At 55.8% G+C, this 19,584-nt stretch carries 12 protein-coding genes; 7 read left to right on the top strand and 5 right to left on the bottom strand.

Annotated features, from left to right (window positions below; all coding sequences use genetic code 11):
* Window positions 1–380: 380 nt before the first annotated feature.
* The gene (locus tag ONV78_RS24555) at window positions 381–2,243 is read right to left on the bottom strand and encodes a HAMP domain-containing protein (protein WP_279507079.1); all 1,863 of its coding nucleotides are present in this window, start codon (window positions 2,241–2,243) and stop codon (window positions 381–383) included.
* Window positions 2,244–2,536: 293 nt separating this feature from the next.
* On the opposite strand from ONV78_RS24555, the gene ONV78_RS24560 reads away from it, so the two are divergent.
* From ONV78_RS24560 to mqo, 6 genes are all read left to right on the top strand, one after another.
* Window positions 2,537–6,262, top strand: a complete 3,726-nt coding sequence (locus tag ONV78_RS24560; protein ID WP_279507080.1) for a nitrate reductase subunit alpha — start codon at window positions 2,537–2,539, stop codon at window positions 6,260–6,262.
* Between the two features lie 13 nt (window positions 6,263–6,275).
* Entirely contained in the window at window positions 6,276–7,808 is a 1,533-nt protein-coding gene (narH, locus tag ONV78_RS24565) for a nitrate reductase subunit beta (protein WP_279507081.1), read from the top strand.
* Window positions 7,809–7,810: 2 nt separating this feature from the next.
* Window positions 7,811–8,545, top strand: coding sequence for a nitrate reductase molybdenum cofactor assembly chaperone (gene narJ, locus ONV78_RS24570; RefSeq protein ID WP_279507082.1), 735 nt, complete (start codon window positions 7,811–7,813; stop codon window positions 8,543–8,545).
* Window positions 8,546–8,556: 11 nt separating this feature from the next.
* The gene (gene narI / locus ONV78_RS24575; protein ID WP_216738047.1) at window positions 8,557–9,237 is read left to right on the top strand and encodes a respiratory nitrate reductase subunit gamma; all 681 of its coding nucleotides are present in this window, start codon (window positions 8,557–8,559) and stop codon (window positions 9,235–9,237) included.
* A gap of 85 nt (window positions 9,238–9,322) precedes the next feature.
* Complete coding sequence (locus ONV78_RS24580; RefSeq protein ID WP_279507083.1) at window positions 9,323–10,090, top strand: peptidylprolyl isomerase; 768 nt, start codon at window positions 9,323–9,325, stop codon at window positions 10,088–10,090.
* A gap of 343 nt (window positions 10,091–10,433) precedes the next feature.
* The gene (mqo, locus tag ONV78_RS24585) at window positions 10,434–11,927 is read left to right on the top strand and encodes a malate dehydrogenase (quinone) (protein ID WP_216738045.1); all 1,494 of its coding nucleotides are present in this window, start codon (window positions 10,434–10,436) and stop codon (window positions 11,925–11,927) included.
* A 132-nt stretch (window positions 11,928–12,059) separates the two neighbouring features.
* On the opposite strand, the gene ONV78_RS24590 is transcribed toward mqo, so the two are convergent.
* Together ONV78_RS24590 and ONV78_RS24595 are read right to left on the bottom strand one after the other, a co-directional pair.
* Window positions 12,060–13,682, bottom strand: coding sequence for an ankyrin repeat domain-containing protein (locus tag ONV78_RS24590; RefSeq protein ID WP_279507084.1), 1,623 nt, complete (start codon window positions 13,680–13,682; stop codon window positions 12,060–12,062).
* Window positions 13,683–13,987: 305 nt separating this feature from the next.
* Complete coding sequence (locus tag ONV78_RS24595; RefSeq protein ID WP_279507085.1) at window positions 13,988–15,325, bottom strand: choice-of-anchor Q domain-containing protein; 1,338 nt, start codon at window positions 15,323–15,325, stop codon at window positions 13,988–13,990.
* A gap of 236 nt (window positions 15,326–15,561) precedes the next feature.
* Here ONV78_RS24595 and ONV78_RS24600 point away from each other — a divergent pair, with 236 nt between their 5' ends.
* Complete coding sequence (locus ONV78_RS24600; RefSeq protein WP_216738042.1) at window positions 15,562–16,338, top strand: transporter substrate-binding domain-containing protein; 777 nt, start codon at window positions 15,562–15,564, stop codon at window positions 16,336–16,338.
* Here the strand turns inward: ONV78_RS24600 and ONV78_RS24605 are convergent.
* A complete protein-coding gene (locus ONV78_RS24605; protein WP_279507086.1) occupies window positions 16,323–18,050 on the bottom strand; it encodes a bifunctional protein-serine/threonine kinase/phosphatase in 1,728 nt (575 codons plus the stop codon). The two genes, ONV78_RS24600 and ONV78_RS24605, sit on opposite strands and share 16 nt — an antisense overlap.
* 17 nt (window positions 18,051–18,067) lie before the next feature.
* Window positions 18,068–19,543: a NarK family nitrate/nitrite MFS transporter gene (locus ONV78_RS24610; protein ID WP_279507087.1), complete on the bottom strand. Its 1,476-nt coding sequence runs from the start codon at window positions 19,541–19,543 to the stop codon at window positions 18,068–18,070.
* Between the last annotated feature and the right edge of the window lie 41 nt (window positions 19,544–19,584).

The raw sequence follows: 19,584 nt of genomic DNA on the forward strand, positions 1-19,584 counted from the left end.
TAGCCATGGCTTGGTAGGGAGGATAGACGACATATCTGCATTGTTTGTAGGATATCTCGTACACCCTGGCGTCCTGCCTGTTCATCCCTCAATCCTTCATCCCATCCAGCCTCGGTGTCCGTACCTGCTGTTGTCTGACTCCATTCAGTCGACGCGTCCGAGCGTTCGTGCTCCACAAAGAAAAAGACGCAACGTTCCATGCTGCGTCTTCCGTGTCAGATGCTTCCCTTGATGCCTATTTCCGTCGGCTTTGGTCGTCCTTGTTGCTTCCTTGCTTCATGTCCTTATGTGTCAGCGCATCCTCTTGGTGCCTATATTAGGGTGGGGAGGGGTAGGAAAATAGACGCGATGTCTGCATTGCGTGTGAGATATTTCCTACATTATTCGGCATATGAGATTCTGCGCTCCTGCACGTAGCTGGGAGTAAAGCTGAAAAGCACGCCGGTGCCGCCCTCCGGCATGCGTTGAATAGACAACTCTCCGTGCAGGTTGCGGGTGCGCTCGCGCATGATGGCGAGGCCATAGTGGTTGAGCTTCTCTGGGTCCTCGGGAATGCCGACGCCATTGTCAGTGATAGCTAAAGTGACTTTTTTCATTGGGTCCGAATGCAACGACACCATGACCAGGTTGCCTTGAGAATGACGGACGGCGTTCTGCAGCGCCTCCCGCGTTATTTGCAGCAAATGAATTTCTTCGTTGGGGGAAAAGGGAATATCTTCCACCCGATAATCCAACACGATTTTGACGTTTGTGCTCTGCTCAGTCAGTTGCTCCACGGTATGTAAAATCGCCGCATGCAGGCCTTTTTCGGAAATGCTCAGGCGGAATGTGGTGAGCAGCTCGCGTAACTGCCGATAGGCGGATGTGATGCCTTCCTTCAGTTCTGCGGTAATGCCTTCAATCTGTTCGTCTTCCACCTGTTTGGATTGCAAGGCGCGGGTCAGGCGCGCCACCTGTATCTTCAGGTAGGAAAGGCTTTGCGCCAAGGAATCGTGCAGCTCCCGGGCGATAACGTTACGCTCGTTCATCAGAGATACCCGTCGCTCCTGGTCGCCCTGATTTTTTAAGCTCAGAGCGATCGCCACCTGATCGGCGAAAGATTGCAACAACTGATGCTGCCAGCCTTCCAAAAACTGGCTGTTGTGCAGAGAACAAACGATGACGCCATATTGCACGCCTTCCTTGATCAGTGGGTAACGCACCTGCACCTCGTCATTGTCCCGGCACACCTGGGCTTTCTCCACCATGCACTTTTCGCATTCCTGACGCTGACAGGTTGAAGGCAACTCCATCATGTAATCGTTGCGGATGTGCTCATAGGGAATCACCGCTTCGGGCGTTTTCAGGCACAGTTCGACGCCGCCGACGGCGGTAATGCTGGTGAGTTCCTCCAGCCAGGCCTGAAAATCAATATTTTCATGGGTTTTCTCGCTGACTTCCCGGGCCAGATGATAGAGAAAGTTCAAGGAATCATTGCTGCGTTTCAGCGCCTGGGTTTTGTTTTTGACTCGCGTCTCCAGCGACTCGTACATCTCCGATAACGCATCGCTCATCTGATTGAACGTCTCCGCCAGCAGCCCCAGCTCGTCGTCGTTTTTCACTTCAAGACGATCACTGAAATCGCCGCGGGCGATTTTGCGGGCGTTTTGCGTCAGGCTGCGCAAGGGCAGCTCGACATGATGATGGAGAATGAGTAGGGAGAAACTGACCAGGGCGAAGGTGAGAAAGAGGGCGCTGATTTGTATCAGACGCAGGTTTTCGATGCGATTCTCTGCGCGAATCTGATAGAGCTGCACCAGGTTGTCTATCTCATCGACAAACTTGTCGATCTTCTCGCCCAGCTGATCTGCAATGCGGCGGTCCGGATTGCGGGCGTAGGTGGCGATAAAGCCGCTGACATCTTTTTCCCACCGCTCTCGCACCTGCAGGAACTGATGATGCAGTTCCGAGGACTCGTCTTTCATGGCTTCCGCCACCAGCACGGGATTTTCGATGCGGTCAGCAAACTGGCGGGTCAGCGCCGCTACGAAATCCGCGGAGGGCGCATCCAGGGTCAGCAGTCGCGCCTGCATGCGGTAGCTCTGCATGCGCAGCGAGCCGGCGATATTTACCGCCTCCGCGTCTTTTTCCGCCGATTCGGAGATAAAGAATGACGCCAGCATGGTGATCATCGCCAGCGACACCATGGCGATCATCAACGCGCCCATTCGGAAGATCAGGGATTTCTGGAATCGCGCAATCATCGTTTCGAACTCCTTCCAGGGGGGAGTACTACCAAAGAACCGAGACCTGTCGTTAGCTCAATCAATCTATGCTTCCAATGTATAACTTATTGAAAAATATGAACAACGCTTTTTTCGCCTCTACCCCCTAAGAGGTATGCGCCAGAGTATGCTGACGCGTCCCCAAAAAACCGCTTTGATTTGCATCAATTATAGTCCCCCGGGCTCTCCTAGAATGAATTTGAAATTAAAAAACGACCTGTCTCTAACGCTGTGCTCCATGCTTCGAAGCAGGTTCTGATGAGGAGTCCGACATGAGCCATTTTCTGGATAGACTGCAGTTTTTCAAACGCAAAGGAGAGACTTTCGCGGATGGACACGGCGCCACCACCAAAGACGATCGTAGTTGGGAGGACGGTTATCGCCGTCGTTGGCAGCACGATAAAATCGTGCGCTCCACCCATGGAGTCAATTGCACCGGGTCCTGTAGCTGGAAGATCTACGTCAAAGACGGTCTGGTGACCTGGGAAACCCAGCAGACCGACTATCCTCGCACGCGTCCGGACCTCCCCAATCATGAACCCAGAGGGTGCCCGCGAGGCGCCAGTTATTCCTGGTACATCTACAGCGCTAACCGGCTCAAGTATCCCAAAGTCAGACAAAGCCTGATCAAGCTGTGGCGCGAAGCGAAGCAAAGGCACGATGATCCCGTCGACGCCTGGGAGAGCATTGTTGAAGACCCGGCTAAGGCCAAGTCCTACAAGCAGCGCCGTGGCTTGGGCGGATTCGTGCGCAGTTCATGGAATGAGGTTAACGAGATTATCGCGGCCGCCAACGTCTATACCGCGAAGCGTTATGGTCCTGACCGTATCTCCGGGTTTTCGCCGATTCCCGCCATGTCCATGGTGTCCTATGCCGCCGGCTCCCGCTATTTGTCACTGATCGGCGGCAATTGCCTGAGCTTCTATGACTGGTATTGCGACTTGCCGCCAGCGTCTCCGCAAATCTGGGGTGAGCAGACCGACGTGCCGGAGGCGGCGGACTGGTACAACTCCAACTACATCATCGCCTGGGGCTCCAATGTACCGCAGACCCGTACACCTGACGCGCACTTCCTGACAGAAGTGCGTTACAAAGGAACCAAGACCTGCGTCATCACTTCGGACTATTCCGAGTGCTCCAAATTCGGCGATACCTGGCTGGCGCCCAAACAGGGAACCGACTCCGCGCTGGCCATGGCGTTTGGCCATGTGATTCTGAAAGACTTTCACGTGGATAATCCCAGTGAATATTTTACCGACTACGTGCGCCGTTACACCGACATGCCCATGCTGGTCATGCTGGAAGAGCACGAAGGCCGTTACATTCAAGGCCGTTTTCTGCGCGCTTCAGACCTGTCCGGCAATCTGGGGCAGGACAACAATCCGGAATGGAAAACCATCGCAGTTAATGAAGCTACCGGCGAGCTGATATCACCCACTGGCTCTGTGGGGTATCGCTGGGGCGAGCAGGGCAAATGGAATATCCAGCAACTGGACGGTAAGTCCGGCGCGGAAGTAAAACTGGCGCTTAGTCTGAAAAATATCAGCGATGAAATCGCGCCAGTGGCGTTTCCCTATTTTGGCGGGCAAGAGCACGAATATGACTACTTCCAGCACACCGATCACGATGAACTGCTGATCCGTAAAGTGCCGGTGAAGCATGTGCAACTGGCGGACGGCTCCATGGTAAAAGTGGCCTGCGTATTCGATCTAACCGTGGCCAACTATGGCGTCGACAATGGCTATGACGATCCAGCCTGCGCCAAGGATTACTCCGACGACATTCCCTACACGCCGGCCTGGCAAGAAAAAATCACTGGCGTTCCGCAGGCGGACGTGATCCGCGTGGCGCGTGAGTTCGCCCGCAATGCGGATAAAACCCATGGCCGCTCTATGGTTATCGTTGGGGCCGCGCTGAACCACTGGTATCACATGGACATGAACTACCGCGGGCTGATCAACATGTTGATGCTGTGCGGTTGCGTCGGCCAAAGCGGCGGCGGTTGGGCGCATTATGTGGGGCAGGAGAAGCTGCGTCCCCAGTGTGGCTGGCTGCCTCTGGCGTTTGGGTTGGATTGGCAGCGTCCGCCCCGGCAGATGAACGGCACCTCCTTCTTTTATAACCATGCCGACCAATGGCGCTATGAAAAACTGCAGATGACGGAGGTGGTGTCGCCCCTGGCGGACAAAGGCAAATGGAGCGCCTCCATCATTGATTACAACACCCGCGCCGAGCGTATGGGGTGGCTGCCGTCTGCGCCGCAGCTGGGCATGAACCCGCTGATGCTGACCAAAGAAGCGGCGGTGGAGGGCATGGACCCGAAAGATTACGCCGTAAAACTGTTGAAAGAAGGCCAGCTGAAATTCGCCTGTGAGGACCCGGATAACCCGCAGAATTATCCCCGCAATATGTTTATCTGGCGCAGCAACCTGCTGGGTTCCTCCGGCAAAGGCCATGAATACATGCTGCGTCATCTGTTAGGGACCAAGCATGGTCTGCTGGGCAAAGATCTCGGGGAAATGGGGGAAACCAAGCCGGACGACGTGACCTGGCGCGACGAAGCGCCGGAAGGCAAGGTGGACTTGCTGGTGACGCTGGACTTTCGCATGTCCACCACCTGTCTGTATTCCGACATTGTGTTGCCAACGGCGACCTGGTACGAAAAGGACGATCTGAATACCTCAGATATGCATCCTTTCATTCATCCTCTGTCCAAAGCGGTGGACCCGGTGTGGGAAGCGCGCAGCGACTGGGACATCTTCAAAGGCATCGCCAAGCAGTTCTCCAAGGCGGCGCAAGGTCATCTGGGCGTGGAAAAAGACTTGGTGACCGTGCCGATTCTGCACGACACTCCGGCGGAAATCGCCCAACCGTTTGGCGTCAAACACTGGTGGAAAGGCGAATGTGACCTGATACCCGGCAAAACAGCGCCTAACATGGTCGTGGTGGAGCGGGACTACCCCAACACCTATAACCGTTTCACCTCAGTCGGCCCTCTGCTGGACACGCTGGGGAACGGCGGCAAAGGCATCAACTGGGATACTAAAGAAGAAGTGGCGTTCCTCGCCAAACTGAACCTGACTCACGACGAAGACAGCGCCCGCAGTGGTCGTCCCAAAATCGAAAGCGCCATCGACGCGGCGGAAGTGATTCTGTCTCTGGCGCCGGAGACCAACGGCCATGTGGCGGTGAAAGCCTGGGAAGCATTGGGGCGCGCCACGGGTCTCGATCACACCCACTTGGCGCGGCCGAAAGAGGAAGAAAAAATCCGCTTCCGCGACATCGTAGCGCAACCCCGCAAGATTATTTCCTCACCTACCTGGTCTGGGCTGGAGGATGAACATGTGAGCTATAACGCAGGCTACACCAACGTCCATGAGCTGATTCCCTGGCGCACCATCACCGGACGTCAGCAGTTCTATCAGGACCATGAATGGATGCGCGACTTCGGCGAAACCATGTGCGTCTACAAGCCGCCGATCAACTTGAAAACCACCTCGCCGGTGATGAACAGCAAACCCAACGGCAACAAGGAGATCCTGCTCAACTGGATTACGCCGCACCAGAAATGGGGTATTCACAGCACCTATTCGGACAACTTGCTGATGCTGACTTTGTCCCGGGGCGGCCCCATCGTGTGGATGAGCGAAACCGACGCCAAAAAGGCCGGCCTGGAGGATAACGACTGGATAGAAGTGTTCAACGTCAACGGCTCCATCGCCGCGCGGGCGGTGGTCTCGCAGCGAGTGCCGGAAGGCATGGCGATGATGTATCACGCGCAGGAGCGGATCATCAATACGCCCGGAGCGGAGATGACCCAGACCCGCGGCGGCATCCACAACTCCGTGACCCGCGCGGTCATGAAGCCGACCCATATGATCGGCGGCTACGCGCAGCAGTCATACGGCTTTAACTACTACGGCACCGTCGGCTGCAACCGCGATGAGTTCGTCATCGTACGCAAAATGAACAATGTTGACTGGCTAGATACAGAGTGATTGGAGACAGATTATGAAAGTACGCGCTCAAATCGGAATGGTCCTGAATCTGGACAAGTGTATCGGCTGTCACACCTGCTCCATCACCTGCAAGAACGTATGGACGTCGCGGGAAGGGGTGGAGTACGCCTGGTTCAACAACGTGGAAAGTAAGCCCGGCGTCGGTTATCCCAAAGAATGGGAGAATCAGGAGAAATGGAAAGGCGGCTGGAAACGCGGCGCCGACGGAACTTTGAAGCCGCGCATCGGCGGCCGTCATCGGGTGTTGGCGAATATTTTCGGCAATCCAGACCTGCCGACAATCGATGAGTATTACGAACCCTTCGATTACGACTATCAATATCTGCACACCGCGCCGGATCGCAAGCATCAGCCTACTGCGCGTCCGCGCTCGCTGATTGACGGTCGCCGCATGGAGAAAATCGAATGGGGGCCTAACTGGGAGGAAATCCTGGGCACGGAATTCGCCAAGCGCCGCAAAGACAAAAACTTTGATCAGGTGCAGGCGGACATGTACGGCGAGTTTGAAAAAACCTTCCTGATGTATCTGCCGCGGTTATGCGAGCACTGTTTGAATCCCGCCTGTGTGGCTTCCTGTCCCAGCGGGGCCATCTATAAGCGGGAAGAGGACGGCATTGTCCTGATCGATCAGGACAAATGCCGGGGCTGGAGAATGTGCGTCTCCGCCTGTCCCTACAAAAAGATCTATTACAACTGGAAGAGCGGTAAGTCCGAGAAATGCATCTTCTGCTATCCGCGCATAGAAAGCGGACAGCCGACCGTCTGTTCGGAAACCTGTGTCGGCCGCATCCGTTACCTGGGCGTGTTGTTATACGACGCGGATCGCATCAAAGACGCGGCCTCCGCCGCCTCAGATCAGGATCTGTATAAGGCGCAATGCGATATTTTTCTCGACCCGCATGATCCCAAAGTGCAGGAAGCGGCGCGGGCGGAAGGCATTCCCCAGGCCTGGCTGGAAGCGGCCATGCAGTCGCCAGTCTATAAGATGGCGATTGACTGGAAAGTGGCGCTGCCGCTGCACCCGGAATACCGCACCTTACCCATGGTTTGGTACGTGCCGCCGCTCAGCCCGATCCAGAATGCGGTGGAGCAAGGTCACGTTGGCATGAACGGCGAGATTCCAGACCTGAAAAGCCTGCGTATTCCCCTGCGTTATCTGGCCAACATGCTGACGGCGGGAGATGAAGCGCCGGTAGTGCGGGCGCTGGAGCGCATGATCGCCATGCGCGCCTACATGCGCGCCAAGCACGTGGATAAGGTCGAGGACCTGAAAGTCCTGGAGCAGGTGGGTTTGACTAAATCCCTGGTGGAAGACATGTATCGCATCATGGCTCTGGCTAACTATGAAGACCGCTTTGTGATTCCCACCACCCACCGGGAATACGCGGAGAACGCTTATGACCTCAAGAGCAGTTGCGGCTTCAGCTTCGGCAATGGCTGCTCCGACGGCGACAACCCGGTGAACCTGTTTGGCGGTAAACAGGCGACGGTGCGTCAGGTCATTCCGGTGCGGCAGGAGGATTAATCATGGTCATTTTGAAGTTGATATCCCGGTTGTTGGATTACCCCACCGAGGAACTGTATGCAAGTTCGGCGCTTGTCAGAGGCTTGGTTAAGGATGACCAGCTTCTGACAACCTTAACCCGGCGACGGCTGGAAAATTTTATCGACGATTTTTTCAGTCGCGATTTACTGGATTTGCAGAGTGAATACGATGGCCTGTTCGAACGCGGTCGGGCGGTATCCCTGCATCTGTTTGAGCACGTGCATGGCGAATCCCGGGACCGCGGGCAGGCCATGGTCAACCTGCTGCAACAATATCGTGAGGCGGGCCTGGAAATCAGTGTGCGCGAATTGCCGGATTATCTGCCGGTCTACCTTGAGTTCGCCGCGACGCAGGGCGAACAGGCGCGAGGATGGCTGCAGGACGTGGCGCATATTCTCGCTCTGCTGGCGGCGCGTCTGGAAGAGCGTGACAGTCCTTATGCTCTGTTGGTTCATGCGCTGATCGAGCTTGCCGAGGTGGACGTGAATCTGGCGTCGCTGCGTGAACAGATCAAGGGCGAGGAGCGTGACGACACACCGGAAGCCCTGGATAAAATCTGGGAGGAAGAAGCGGTGACCTTCACCCAGGACAGCGCCATGAACAGTTGCGGCGACGCGCGTTATCGTCCGGCGGCGAGTCAACGCAAAGACGACGTCATGCCGGTGCAGTTACTGGACCCTGCAGCGCTGGCCGAGCGCCAGTCCAATCTGGGTTGAGGAGAAATATCATGAACTATATCAATACACTTCTGTTTTCCGTTTATCCCTACATCGCGCTGGCGGTCTTTTTCGTAGGCAGTCTGATTCGTTATGACAGGGATCAGTACACATGGAAAACCAGCTCCAGTCAGATTTTTGAAAGTCGTCAATTGCGCATCGGCAGCATCCTGTTTCATATCGGCGTCATCGCCATCCTGGCGGGACACTTCGTCGGTTTGCTGACGCCGAAAGCGGTATGGCATGTGCTGGGTATTTCCGCCAGTTTCAAGCAGGCCATGGCGATGGGCATTGGCGGGCTGTTTGGGATTATCTGCTTCGCCGGGCTGACCATTCTGATCAAGCGCCGTCTGACCAATCCGCGGGTACGCGCCAACTCCAGCAAAATGGACATCGCGATTTTGTTGCTGCTTTATGCGCAACTGATTCTGGGATTGCTCAGTATCTTCGTGTCCTCAGGTCACATGGACGGGACCGAAATGCTCAAGCTGATGAGCTGGGCGCAATCTCTGGTGACCTTTAATGCCGCGGATGCGGCGGCGGCGGTCAGCAGCGTGCATGTGATCTATAAGCTGCATATCTTCCTGGGCATGACCCTGTTCCTGCTGTTTCCGTTCAGCCGGCTGGTGCATGTGTGGAGCGTTCCGGTGCGCTACTTTACCCGCAACTATCAAGTCGTTCGGGCGAGATAGAGATCCTTTCCGCAACGCCCGCCCCGACCCTTCCTGAATTGTGGAGGGCAAGGGGCGACCTGCAAGAAGCACAGTGAGGAAGACCATGAACACAGACATCAGCGTAAACGGCGTTGCAATCTCTGAGGCGGCGATGTTTCAGGAAATGCAGTATTTTCCTTCGGAAAGCCAGGAGGACGCATTGAATCAGGCGGCTCGCGCCTTGATCGTCAGCGAACTGTTGCGCCAGCGTGCGCAGGCGCTGGAGATGGATACAGAAGGGCTGTCACAGGATGAAGTCATTGATCAACTGTTGCAACGAGAAGCCTCAGTCCGTGAGCCGACAGCGGAGGAATGTGAGCGGTTCTATCGCGGCCACCCAGAACAGTTCTCTTCGTCTCCGTTGGTGGAGGCCAGGCATATTCTGCTGGCGGCGGCTCCTGATGACGTCAAGGAGCGCTCATTGAAACTGGAGCAGGCCAAGGCGCTGATTGAGCGATTGCAATCAAACCCAGAACAGTTCGCCATGCTGGCGCAGAAGTTTTCAGCCTGTCCTTCCAAAGAGCAGGGCGGCTCCCTGGGGCAGTTGTCGCGTGGGCAAACCGTGGCTGAGTTTGAGGCGGCGGTGTTCCGTCATGATCATGGTTTGCTCGCCAGTCCCATAGAGAGCCGATACGGCGTTCATGTGGTCTGGGTGGAGCGCAACATTCCTGGCGACCTTTTACCGTTTTCTTATGTTGAAGAAAAATTGCGCAGTTATTTGCGGGAGCTGGCTGAGCGCCGGGCGATTGTGGATTATTTGCACAGACTGGTGGAGGCGGCGGAAATTCACGGTTACCGTTTTGCGCAGGACGGATCTCCATTGCTTCAGTAATATTTCTTATTTATTACAAAGGGTTATGTCTCGTCATGCCGGGTGGGGCTGGCCCTGATGCAGCGGGGCTCGTCACAATAAATTATCCGTAAGCAATTAAACGCTCGTTTAGCGATTAAATTAAGGTATAATTGCGACCCCGTGGCCAGGTACGTTTGGCTTTTCGGGTTCTCTTCCAATATCGAGGCGACAGGAACATAGCCCTCGACAGAGCAGAAAAGCAAACGCTTCTCGCCAGGGGCGGACGCACTTATCTTTGACCTTTCGCCCAAATCCTCCATAATCGGCGGCGGTTTTATCGCTTGTCACCAGATTTTGATTTTCTTGCAAAGGCGCGATTGTAATGACTGTAAAAAAGGCGGATGTGCTGCTAGTTGGCGGCGGTGTTATGAGCACGACCCTTGGGACGATGCTGATGCAGTTAGACCCATCCTTAAATATCGTCATGGTGGAAAGACTCGATCATGTCGCTCACGAAAGCACATACGGCTGGAATAATGCAGGCACAGGCCACGCTGGATATTGTGAGCTGAACTACACCCCGGAAAGCGGCGACGGCAATATCGAAATCACCCGGGCGCTCGCCATCAACGCTTCTTTCGAAGTTTCGCTGCAGTTCTGGAGTTATCTGGTGGAGCGCGGCGGACTGCCAAGTCCAAATGAATTCATCAACACCTGTCCGCACGAAAGCTTTGTCTGGGGCGAGTCGGACATCGCGTTTTTGCGCAAGCGCCATCAATTATTGAGCGCTCATCATCTGTTCAAAGACATGGAGTTCAGCGACGATCCCCGCACGCTGCAGGATTGGATGCCGCTGGTCATGGAGCATCGCGATCCCATGCAGAAAGTGGCGGCGACGCGCGTTCGCTACGGTTCCGACGTGGACTTCGGCTCTCTGACCCGCAACATGGTGGAGCATCTGCAAAAGAACGCCAACTTTGAGTTGCTGCTGAGCCATCCGGTGAAGAGCCTCAAGCAAAAGCAGGACGGACGCTGGACTGTGCAGTTATCCGACAGTCGTAATGGCGGAAGCAAAACCATCGACACCGGATTCGTATTCCTGGGCGCCGGCGGCGGCGCGCTACCGTTGCTGCAGAAATCCGGCATCCCGGAAGGCGACGGCTACGGCGGTTTCCCGGTCAGCGGCCAGTGGCTGGTGTGCAAAAAACCGGATATCGTCAAACGCCATTACGCCAAGGTGTATGGTAAAGCGGCCATCGGCGCGCCGCCCATGTCGGTTCCGCATCTGGACACCCGCATCATCAACGGCGAGCCTGCGTTACTGTTTGGGCCCTACGCCGGATTTACCACCAAATTCCTGAAAACCGGCTCTTCCTTTGACCTGTTTGGCTCCATCCGCGCCAACAACTTTGGTCCGATCATGTCCGTGGGCATCAACAACATGGACCTGACCCGTTACCTGATTAAAGAAGCGATGCAGTCGCACTCAGATCGCGTGAAATCATTGCTGAACTACTTCCCTGAAGCGAAAGAAGACGACTGGACGCTGGCGGAAGCCGGACAGCGCGTGCAGATCATCAAACGTGACGCGCAAGGCCGCGGCAAACTGGAATTCGGCACCGAGCTGGTGGCTTCCAAAGACGGCTCGCTGGCGGCGCTGCTGGGCGCCTCGCCAGGCGCTTCTGTGGCGGTGAAGGCGATGGTCGACGTGATCGAGCGGTGCTTCAAGGACCGTTTGAGCAGCGCAGACTGGAACGCCAAACTGAAGGAGATGATTCCTTCTTACGGCGAGTCGCTGGTGGACAATGCAGAGCTGCTGCACAGCGTACGCGCCAGAACCCTGTCTGTGTTGGGGCTGGATAAAAAACGTATGTAATGGCTGTTGTGCGGTAAGCAAAAAGCGCCGCTGAAGACATGAAAAGGGTTGCTACTGCGACCCTTTTTTTATGGGCGAATTTCAGGCATAAAAAAGCCGCTTTGGGGCGGCTTAGATCGTCTTGTGGAGACGTTACTGATTCGCGCTCGCCTGAGATTGCGTAGCGAGGTTCTTCAGATAGGCCGCATTCTCCGGCTTGTCGTTTTCTTCTGCATAGGTCAGTGCCGTGTCGCCAAGGCCGTCCACCAATGAGGGATCGGCGCCGGCCTTGATCAATAGTTCCAGCATGGCGGCGTCAGCATGCTGGGCGGCGTGCATCAACGGACTGCGCAAAGTGCGGGTGATGTTGTAGCGGCAATCGTACTGCACCTCAGGCCCGGATTTATAGCGATGATTCACCTCCGCACCAGCGTCCAGCAAGGTTTGCGCAGACTCAGGCAAATTGAACTGAATAGCGTAATACAGCGCCGTCTTGCCGAAGCCGTTCTGATAGTTGACGTCCGCGCCTTTGTTAAGCAACAAACGCACATTGTCGGGATTATGCACGGCGAAGAACAAAGGCGGCTCATCGCCCTGATTGACGTCCTCAACGGAGTCCAGTAGCGCTTTGACGATCTCTGTCGGCAGCTCTAATCCTAAAGCGGCGTTTAATGCTTGCAGGCGCGCGCTTTGGTCGGCGTCGATGATAAGTTCACGCACAGTGTCCAAGGTTGGCGCTTCCTTGTTGAACATCAAGGAAGCCAGCGGCGCAACGGTATGATCCTGGCTGCTGGGATAGGCTCCCGCCGCACGTTGCAGGAACAGGTCCACACCGGCTTGCGCGGCGGCGTGCGCTTTGGCGTCGTCCATATCGAAGCGGCTGGCGTAATGAGCGGCCAGATCGGACTCCGCCTGCTGCATCACTTGCAGGTATTCATGGTAATAGGGCAGGTTGTAGATGCTTTCCAGGGACCAGTAGCGTAGATAGTCCAAAGTCGCCGCGCGATTGCGCGCTCTGTCATTTGGTTCGATGCGGGCCAGATTCACTTCCGGCGCGAAACCCGCCTCCAGCAGTTCAAAGTGATAAAAGCGCCACTGGGCGTGAATAATGGTGCCGGTGCAGAGCTGAGATCCCTGTTCGCTGCGAAAAGCGGCGCTCAATGTCTTAAGAGACTGCAAAAATGGCTGTTCAGCCAGGCTCTCCGGACACTGGTAATCCACATCCAACGGGCTGCCGCCGCCAGACCCTAGATCCGGGTCTTCAGAAAACACGCGCGCTGGTTGCGCCCGCATTTCCTCGCAGGTCAGTTTGCCATCTTCGTAGGGTCCCAGGGTAAGAGTAAAAGGCAGCTTCTTGCCCGAATGAGTCCAGTATCCCTTGATTTCGTTGGGGATCACCGCGCCAGCGTTGTAGCTGTGGCCAGCGATGATGGTAGTGGTGAAGCTGCCGTCAAAGTTCTCTTCATCTTTGCCCTTGGGGGCGCTGCTTTCCAGATGAATATTCGAGCCCTGAATGCCCCCATGCAGTTCGATGGCCGTTTTGTAGCGGTCGTAAAAGTAGCCGCCTTTTATGGAACCGTTTTCTTCAATCGACAGCGTCATGGTGATCGGGTACTGATCGATGACGCCGTAGTATTTGCTCTCAGCCGCCAACGCCGATGAAGTTGCGCCTGCCAGAATTAACGCAGACGGAACCAGACGGGCGAGCCGCGTCAGGGAGTTCAGCATGCGGCGGGGCCGCGCGCACAAGAGTTGGTTTGGGGATATTTTGTTCACAACTACTGTCCTGGTGTTGTAACCGACTGCGGATATTGCCGCTTCAGACGGCGCTCCAGTTTTCCGCAATATATAAAAATGTGGGACCCGGATCATAAACCCTAAATGGGCTTTTATGCAGTAAATTTTCGTAATTTCATTAAGTTAGTGGTTATTTACGGCATAAGGCGAAGCGTATTTTTAATCAGTCCTGAGCGTCAAGAGGGAAGATTGCGGATGGTAAGAGTGAGGGCGAGGGCAGGGGAATGAAAAAAGGGAGCGTGTGAAGCGCTCCCCCGTTGGCTGTTCATCTCAACCGATGCGTATTAGGGCATGACGAATTCGAAAGAGCCTAAATCGCAGTTCTCAACGCCGTCGCCATTGCCGTCTTTTGGACGCACTACGCGACGCTGATCGGTTCTGGCGCAAAGGCCCATGCCCGCGTCAATCGCCGGGCTGGTTTCACGCAGACGGTGAGTTTTGGTCAGGCCGCTGTTATCCATCAAAGGATAGAGCACCTGGGTGAACACGTCTTCGCTGGCCACTTCCATATCCGCCTTACAGTTGCCTGCGCCGATGCCGGTCATCAGGCCCTTGTTGCGGTAGGACACGCCGTAGTCCGCACAGTCGGCGAAGCCGCTGTTGTCGAGCAGGTGGTTGCCGAGCATCAGGCTGTTGCGAACGTTGACGTCGCCGTAGTTGTAGAAGCCGTGGCCCGTGTTGTCAGCCAGGGTGACGTGGACGACTTTCATGGTGGCGACGCCTTGCAGAGTCGGGTTGGTGACGCCGTTCACCAAGGTTGCGCCATTTTCACCCAGAGCGATGTTGCCGCTCAGTGTGCTGTTGCTCAGCCACAGATCAGCTGCGTCATCGTTCAGGAACGCGGAACCGGTGGAGTCAGCGACGTTATTGGCGAAAGTGGTGCGGGAAATGTCCGCTACGCCGCGGTTGTAGATCGCGCCGCCCGCGCCGGTCAGGCTCTCGTTCTCGGAAGAGTTGTTTTCGAAAGTGGTTTCACGCACGAACAGGGAACCGGTGTTGTAGATTGCGCCGCCGTGAGCTTCATCGCCTTGCGCACGGTTGTCGTCAAGGATGGACTGATAGATGTCGAGCATGCCTTCGTTGGAGATGCCGCCGCCGTTGCCGGGATTCAGTTCGCCCTTGGTGACGTTGCCGGTGATGCGCATTTGACGCAGCATCAGTTCGCCGTAGTTCTCGATGCCGCCGCCGTAATCACGCACGTTGCCGTTACGGATGGTGAAGCCGCGCATTTCCACTTTGACTTCTTTCAACACTTCGATGGCGCGGTCCAGACCGTCCGCGTCGATGATGCTGATGTCGATGCCCTGACCCTCGATAACCAGATCATCCAGAATGTCCAGGTCGCCGTTCAGGTTTTCGTCTTCTTCATCCATGGCGCTATCGGCGGGGATGGATAATTTGTAGACGCCTGCGTCCAGGATGATTTTATCCGGGCCTGCATTCTCGTTAGCCTGTTGGATAGCTTCGCGTAATGAACAGTCGCTGTCGCATACGCCGTCATAGCCGTCAGTGAATTTGGTGACTTGGAAGCTGGCTGCGCCTGCTGGGGCGGCAACGATGAGAGCGCCGAGGGTGAGTGAAGAGGTTAGCCGGGAGTAGCTTTTCGCTAATTTGTTATTCATGTCATTCCTTCCTTAGTTTTGATGTTGGCGCGGTTAGATACCCCTTTAACCACGCGGGCGTAAATATACTGGTTTAAAAAACAAAAGAGTAGGTAAAATGACTTAGGACAAACCGCTATATAAATCCTCTAGTTAGCGTTTTTTAACGGAAACTTGATCTGGATGCGCTTTTTCGTTTTTGATGCATACTTACTTCATTCTCATGCAATGTTTTCTTATTGGCGGAGCAAACGAAAATGGCGAAGGCGTTGTTGCTGTTGATCGCTATCGCCGCTCTACTGGGCGGTAAAGGGGCGGCCGCCGCGGACCTCATTGAACTTAAGGCCGCAGCAGACCCCTGGCCCCCTTTTATTGACCCCGAACACCCTCAGGGCGGCGTCTCCGTTGAAATCGCCAACGCCGCTTTCGCCACCCAGGGCTACAAGGTAAAGCAGCTTTTCGTCCCCTGGGCGCGAGCGGTGGAAGGAACCCGGCGCGGAACCTTCGACCTGATTCTCGACGCATGGTGGAGTCAGGAACGCACTGCGCTGTTCGCCTACAGCGCCCCTTATCTCACTAACGAAGTCAAATTCATCAAGCTCAAGGGCGACCTGTTCGAATTCACGGGGTTGCCGAGCCTGCGCGGCAGAGTGATCGGCGTAGTACGCGGCTATGCCTACAACGATGCGTTCATGGAGGCCGATTACTTCACCCGTCTGGAAGTCACGCAGTTCATGCAGAGCGTTTTGATGTTGTCGCAACGGCGCATCAATCTGACTCTGGAGGACGAGCTGGTGGCCCGTTATCGCATCCAACGGGAGGAGCCTGCGCTATTGCCGATGCTGGAATTCGTGGAGCCGCCTCTGAGCGCCAACAAGCTGTACGTTATCAGCGGCCTGGAAAATCCCCGTCACCAGCAATACATCGACGCCTTCAATCGGGGCCTGGCCATTATCAAGGAGAGTGGCGAGTTTGAGCGGATTCTGAAGGAAAACGGCCTGGTGGATGGCGAGCGCGTTCACGAAGGTCCCTGACAGGAAAACAGAATCAGCACCAGCAGCAAAATCAGCGCCCAGAACCCTGACAGCATCTGCCAGAACATGACCGGGCTGCGGTCCTCCATTTCAAGGGGGTTGTCTTGCAGGAACGCCGGATTTGGGTTTTTCAGGTCCTGCAGCAGCTCATCCATGGTCTGATAACGCTGGTCCAGATCGAACGCCACGCCTTTTTGCAGCGCCCGGTCAAACCAAAGAGGAATCACCGGGTTGAACTGCATGGCGGAGCGATAGCGCAGACGGTCGTAGTCAAAACGGGAGCGACATTCGTTGATGGGGTCGCCGTAGGGCAGTTCGCCCGTGAACATTTCGTAGGCGATGGTCGCCAGGGCGTAGAGATCGCCTCGTGCGCCGGTGTTTTGCCCCAGCAGATACAGCGGGTCTGAATAGGAGGCGGTGCCCAGCGCGGCGACGTGCTCCAGGGGACGGAAAACCTCGGCGACTCCCGCCACGTAAACGGAGCCGAAGTCGATGATCGTCGCCCGGTTATCGGCGCTGACGATGATATTGGCGGGTTTCAGGTCCTGATGAATCGTGTCCTGGCTATGCAGCGCGGACAATCCGTTGGCGATCTGTTCGATCAGCGCAAAGGCGACTTTGGGTTTGGGAAAGGGGTGTTCCTTGATCCATTGTTGCAGCGTGATTCCCTCCGCGTGCTCCATCAAATAATAAAGACAGGTCCGTGGCTGCGGCTGCTCAATAATGCGCACCACATGCGGATTGTCGATGCGCTTGCCGATCCACTCTTCCTGAATGAAGCGGTCGATATAGCTGACGTCTCCCAAATAGTTCCGCGAAGGCGTCTTCATTACCCAGCGCTCACCGCTGTCCTGATCTTTCACCAGGTACAGCTGACTGCGCGAAGAAGCAAAGATCTCTTTTTCGACGACAAGCCCGTCCAGCTTCATGCCGGGTTCCAATTCGGGAGGAAAGGGCAGACGGGTTAACTGGTTGCTGTAATCTTCCAGCGTGGTGTCCGGCAAATCATCCACCGCCAACACGATAGCGCTGAGGTTGTCATTGCTCCCGGCATGTAGAGACTGTTGCAGCAACTCATCCACCGCTTCCTGAGCGGTGGGCGCATGATCGACGATGTCTTTGATCCGATCGTCATCAAGAAAATCATGCACGCCGTCGGAGGTAAGGATCAGAATATCGCCAATTTCCAACGGGGTTTTGCCGTAATCAATGGGCAGATTGTTGTCCATGCCCACCGCCCGGGCGAGCATCTTTCTACCGCCGCCCAGGCTGACGATATGGTCCCGGGTCAGACGGGTCAGTTCGCCATGACGCAACAGATAGATGCGGCTGTCTCCTACGTGAAAAATATGGGCTGTGCGGGACTTGATAATCAAGGCGGAAAAGGTGCACAGATAACCCTTGGCCTCATGCACGAATTCCTGGCTTTTGCGATACAGCCTGAGGTTGAGGGAGGAGAGTATCTTCTGGCCTGCGTGACTGACAGCCCAGGTGTCCGGCGTCTTCAGATAGTCGGCGATAAACAGATCCACCGCCGTAGCGCTGGCTTCCTTGCCAGCTTCCGCGGAGCTGACGCCGTCCGCCAGCGCGGCGACGACGCCTTTACTGTGCAGGCGTCGTTCTTCAGAGGGGACGCATACCGCCACTGCGTCTTCATTGAGGGCTTTGACGCCGGCGGCGGTGATAGAGCCGTGGTGGACGCTCAGAGGCATGTTTGACTCATGTCGGTTCAGCTCACATCGATCATATGTACACTGCCGTCAGGCATGACTTCCGCAATCTGTCCGCTGGGCTCGTCCAGGAACCAGCAGGCGACGAACACCACCGCCGCAGAGACGGCGATCACCTGGAAGAAAGTGCTGTAATCGACGAATGACAGTACGGTGAGGTAGGCAACCCCGCCCACGTTGCCGTAAGCGCCGGCCATGCCTGCAATCTGTCCGGTCATGCGACGTTTCACCAGGGGTACGATGGCGAACACTGCGCCTTCGCCCGCCTGCACGAAGAAAGAGCAGCACATGGTGGCGGCGACTGCGAGAGGCAACCACCAGCCGCCGTCAATCATGCTGAGCACGAAGTAGCCGCCAGCCAGTCCGCCGATCAACAGCATCAGGCTCTTGCGGCGACCGATCTTATCGCTGAAGTGTCCTCCAGTGGGACGGGCCACCAGATTCATGAATGCGAAACCGGAGGCCAGCAGGCCTGCTTTGACCGGGTCCAGACCATCGAAGGTCTCCAGGAAGAACAGCGGCAGCATGGACACCACCGCCAATTCTGAACCAAAGGTCACAAAGTAAGCCAGATCCAGCAGCGCGACCTGTTTGAACTTGTAGCGCTCATACTCCGGCGCGCCGTGAGTCAGGTTTTCCTTGTTGACCTTCCAGATCTGGCTGGTCTGGAACAGGAAGAGTATCCCGAGAGCTATCCACAGAATGTACATGGTGTTGTCGGTGAGCAGGGCGACGCCGGCGGGAGACAGTTTCCAGGCTAGCACCGCCAAGGCCAGATACATGGGCACGTTCATCACCAGGTAGAAGATAAAGTCGCCTTTGCTGGTAACCTCCAGGCCGCCGGATTTTTTCGGTTTGAAGTAGGTTGAACCTTTAGGCGTGTTGCGGGCCACTTTGTAGTAAATGATGCCGTAGAGAAAAGTGAATACGCCGGTCAGGCCCAGCGCATAGCGCCAGCCGTCATCGCCTCCGAACAGCAGGGCGAGAGTGGGTAGCGTCATGGCCCCGGCGGCGGAGCCGAAGTTGCCCCAGCCGCCGTAAATGCCTTCAGCGATGCCGACCTGTTTGGCCGGAAACCATTCGCCCACCATGCGAATGCCGATCACGAAGCCCGCGCCGACGAAGCCGAGCAGGAAGCGGAACAAGGCCAGGGATTCATAGGTGTCCGCCATGGCGAATCCGGCGCAGATAAATGAAGAGGAGATCAGCAAGCCGCTATAAACCAGTCGTGGGCCGTATTTGTCGACCAGAATGCCGATCAGAATCCGCGCCGGAATCGTCAGCGCGACATTGAGAATCAGCAAGGCTTTAACCTGCTGGCTGCTCAGATCCAGCGCTTCCTTAATGAACACCATTAACGGCGCGTGGCTGAACCACACCACAAAGGTCAGAAAGAACGCAAACCAAGTGACATGGAGCGTCTTTATCTTGCCGTCGCTGAAGTTGAATAAATTGAGTTTGCTGTCGGTACTCATACATCTCCCCTTCGCATAGGGTTGGAAAAGACATGGGAAAG

The sequence above is a fragment of the Hahella sp. CR1 genome (assembly GCF_029813005.1).
Classification (GTDB): domain Bacteria; phylum Pseudomonadota; class Gammaproteobacteria; order Pseudomonadales; family Oleiphilaceae; genus Hahella.

What these genes read in the sequence shown, in the direction of transcription:
- ONV78_RS24580 (WP_279507083.1), top strand. Translation starts at nt 9,323, where the DNA reads ATGAACACAGACATCAGCGTAAACGGCGTTGCAATCTCTGAGGCGGCG.
- narI (WP_216738047.1), top strand. Translation starts at nt 8,557, where the DNA reads ATGAACTATATCAATACACTTCTGTTTTCCGTTTATCCCTACATCGCG.
- mqo (WP_216738045.1), top strand. Translation starts at nt 10,434, where the DNA reads ATGACTGTAAAAAAGGCGGATGTGCTGCTAGTTGGCGGCGGTGTTATG.
- ONV78_RS24605 (WP_279507086.1), bottom strand. Translation starts at nt 18,050, where the DNA reads ATGCCTCTGAGCGTCCACCACGGCTCTATCACCGCCGCCGGCGTCAAA.
- ONV78_RS24595 (WP_279507085.1), bottom strand. Translation starts at nt 15,325, where the DNA reads ATGAATAACAAATTAGCGAAAAGCTACTCCCGGCTAACCTCTTCACTC.
- ONV78_RS24610 (WP_279507087.1), bottom strand. Translation starts at nt 19,543, where the DNA reads ATGAGTACCGACAGCAAACTCAATTTATTCAACTTCAGCGACGGCAAG.
- ONV78_RS24600 (WP_216738042.1), top strand. Translation starts at nt 15,562, where the DNA reads ATGGCGAAGGCGTTGTTGCTGTTGATCGCTATCGCCGCTCTACTGGGC.
- narH (WP_279507081.1), top strand. Translation starts at nt 6,276, where the DNA reads ATGAAAGTACGCGCTCAAATCGGAATGGTCCTGAATCTGGACAAGTGT.
- ONV78_RS24560 (WP_279507080.1), top strand. Translation starts at nt 2,537, where the DNA reads ATGAGCCATTTTCTGGATAGACTGCAGTTTTTCAAACGCAAAGGAGAG.
- ONV78_RS24555 (WP_279507079.1), bottom strand. Translation starts at nt 2,243, where the DNA reads ATGATTGCGCGATTCCAGAAATCCCTGATCTTCCGAATGGGCGCGTTG.
- narJ (WP_279507082.1), top strand. Translation starts at nt 7,811, where the DNA reads ATGGTCATTTTGAAGTTGATATCCCGGTTGTTGGATTACCCCACCGAG.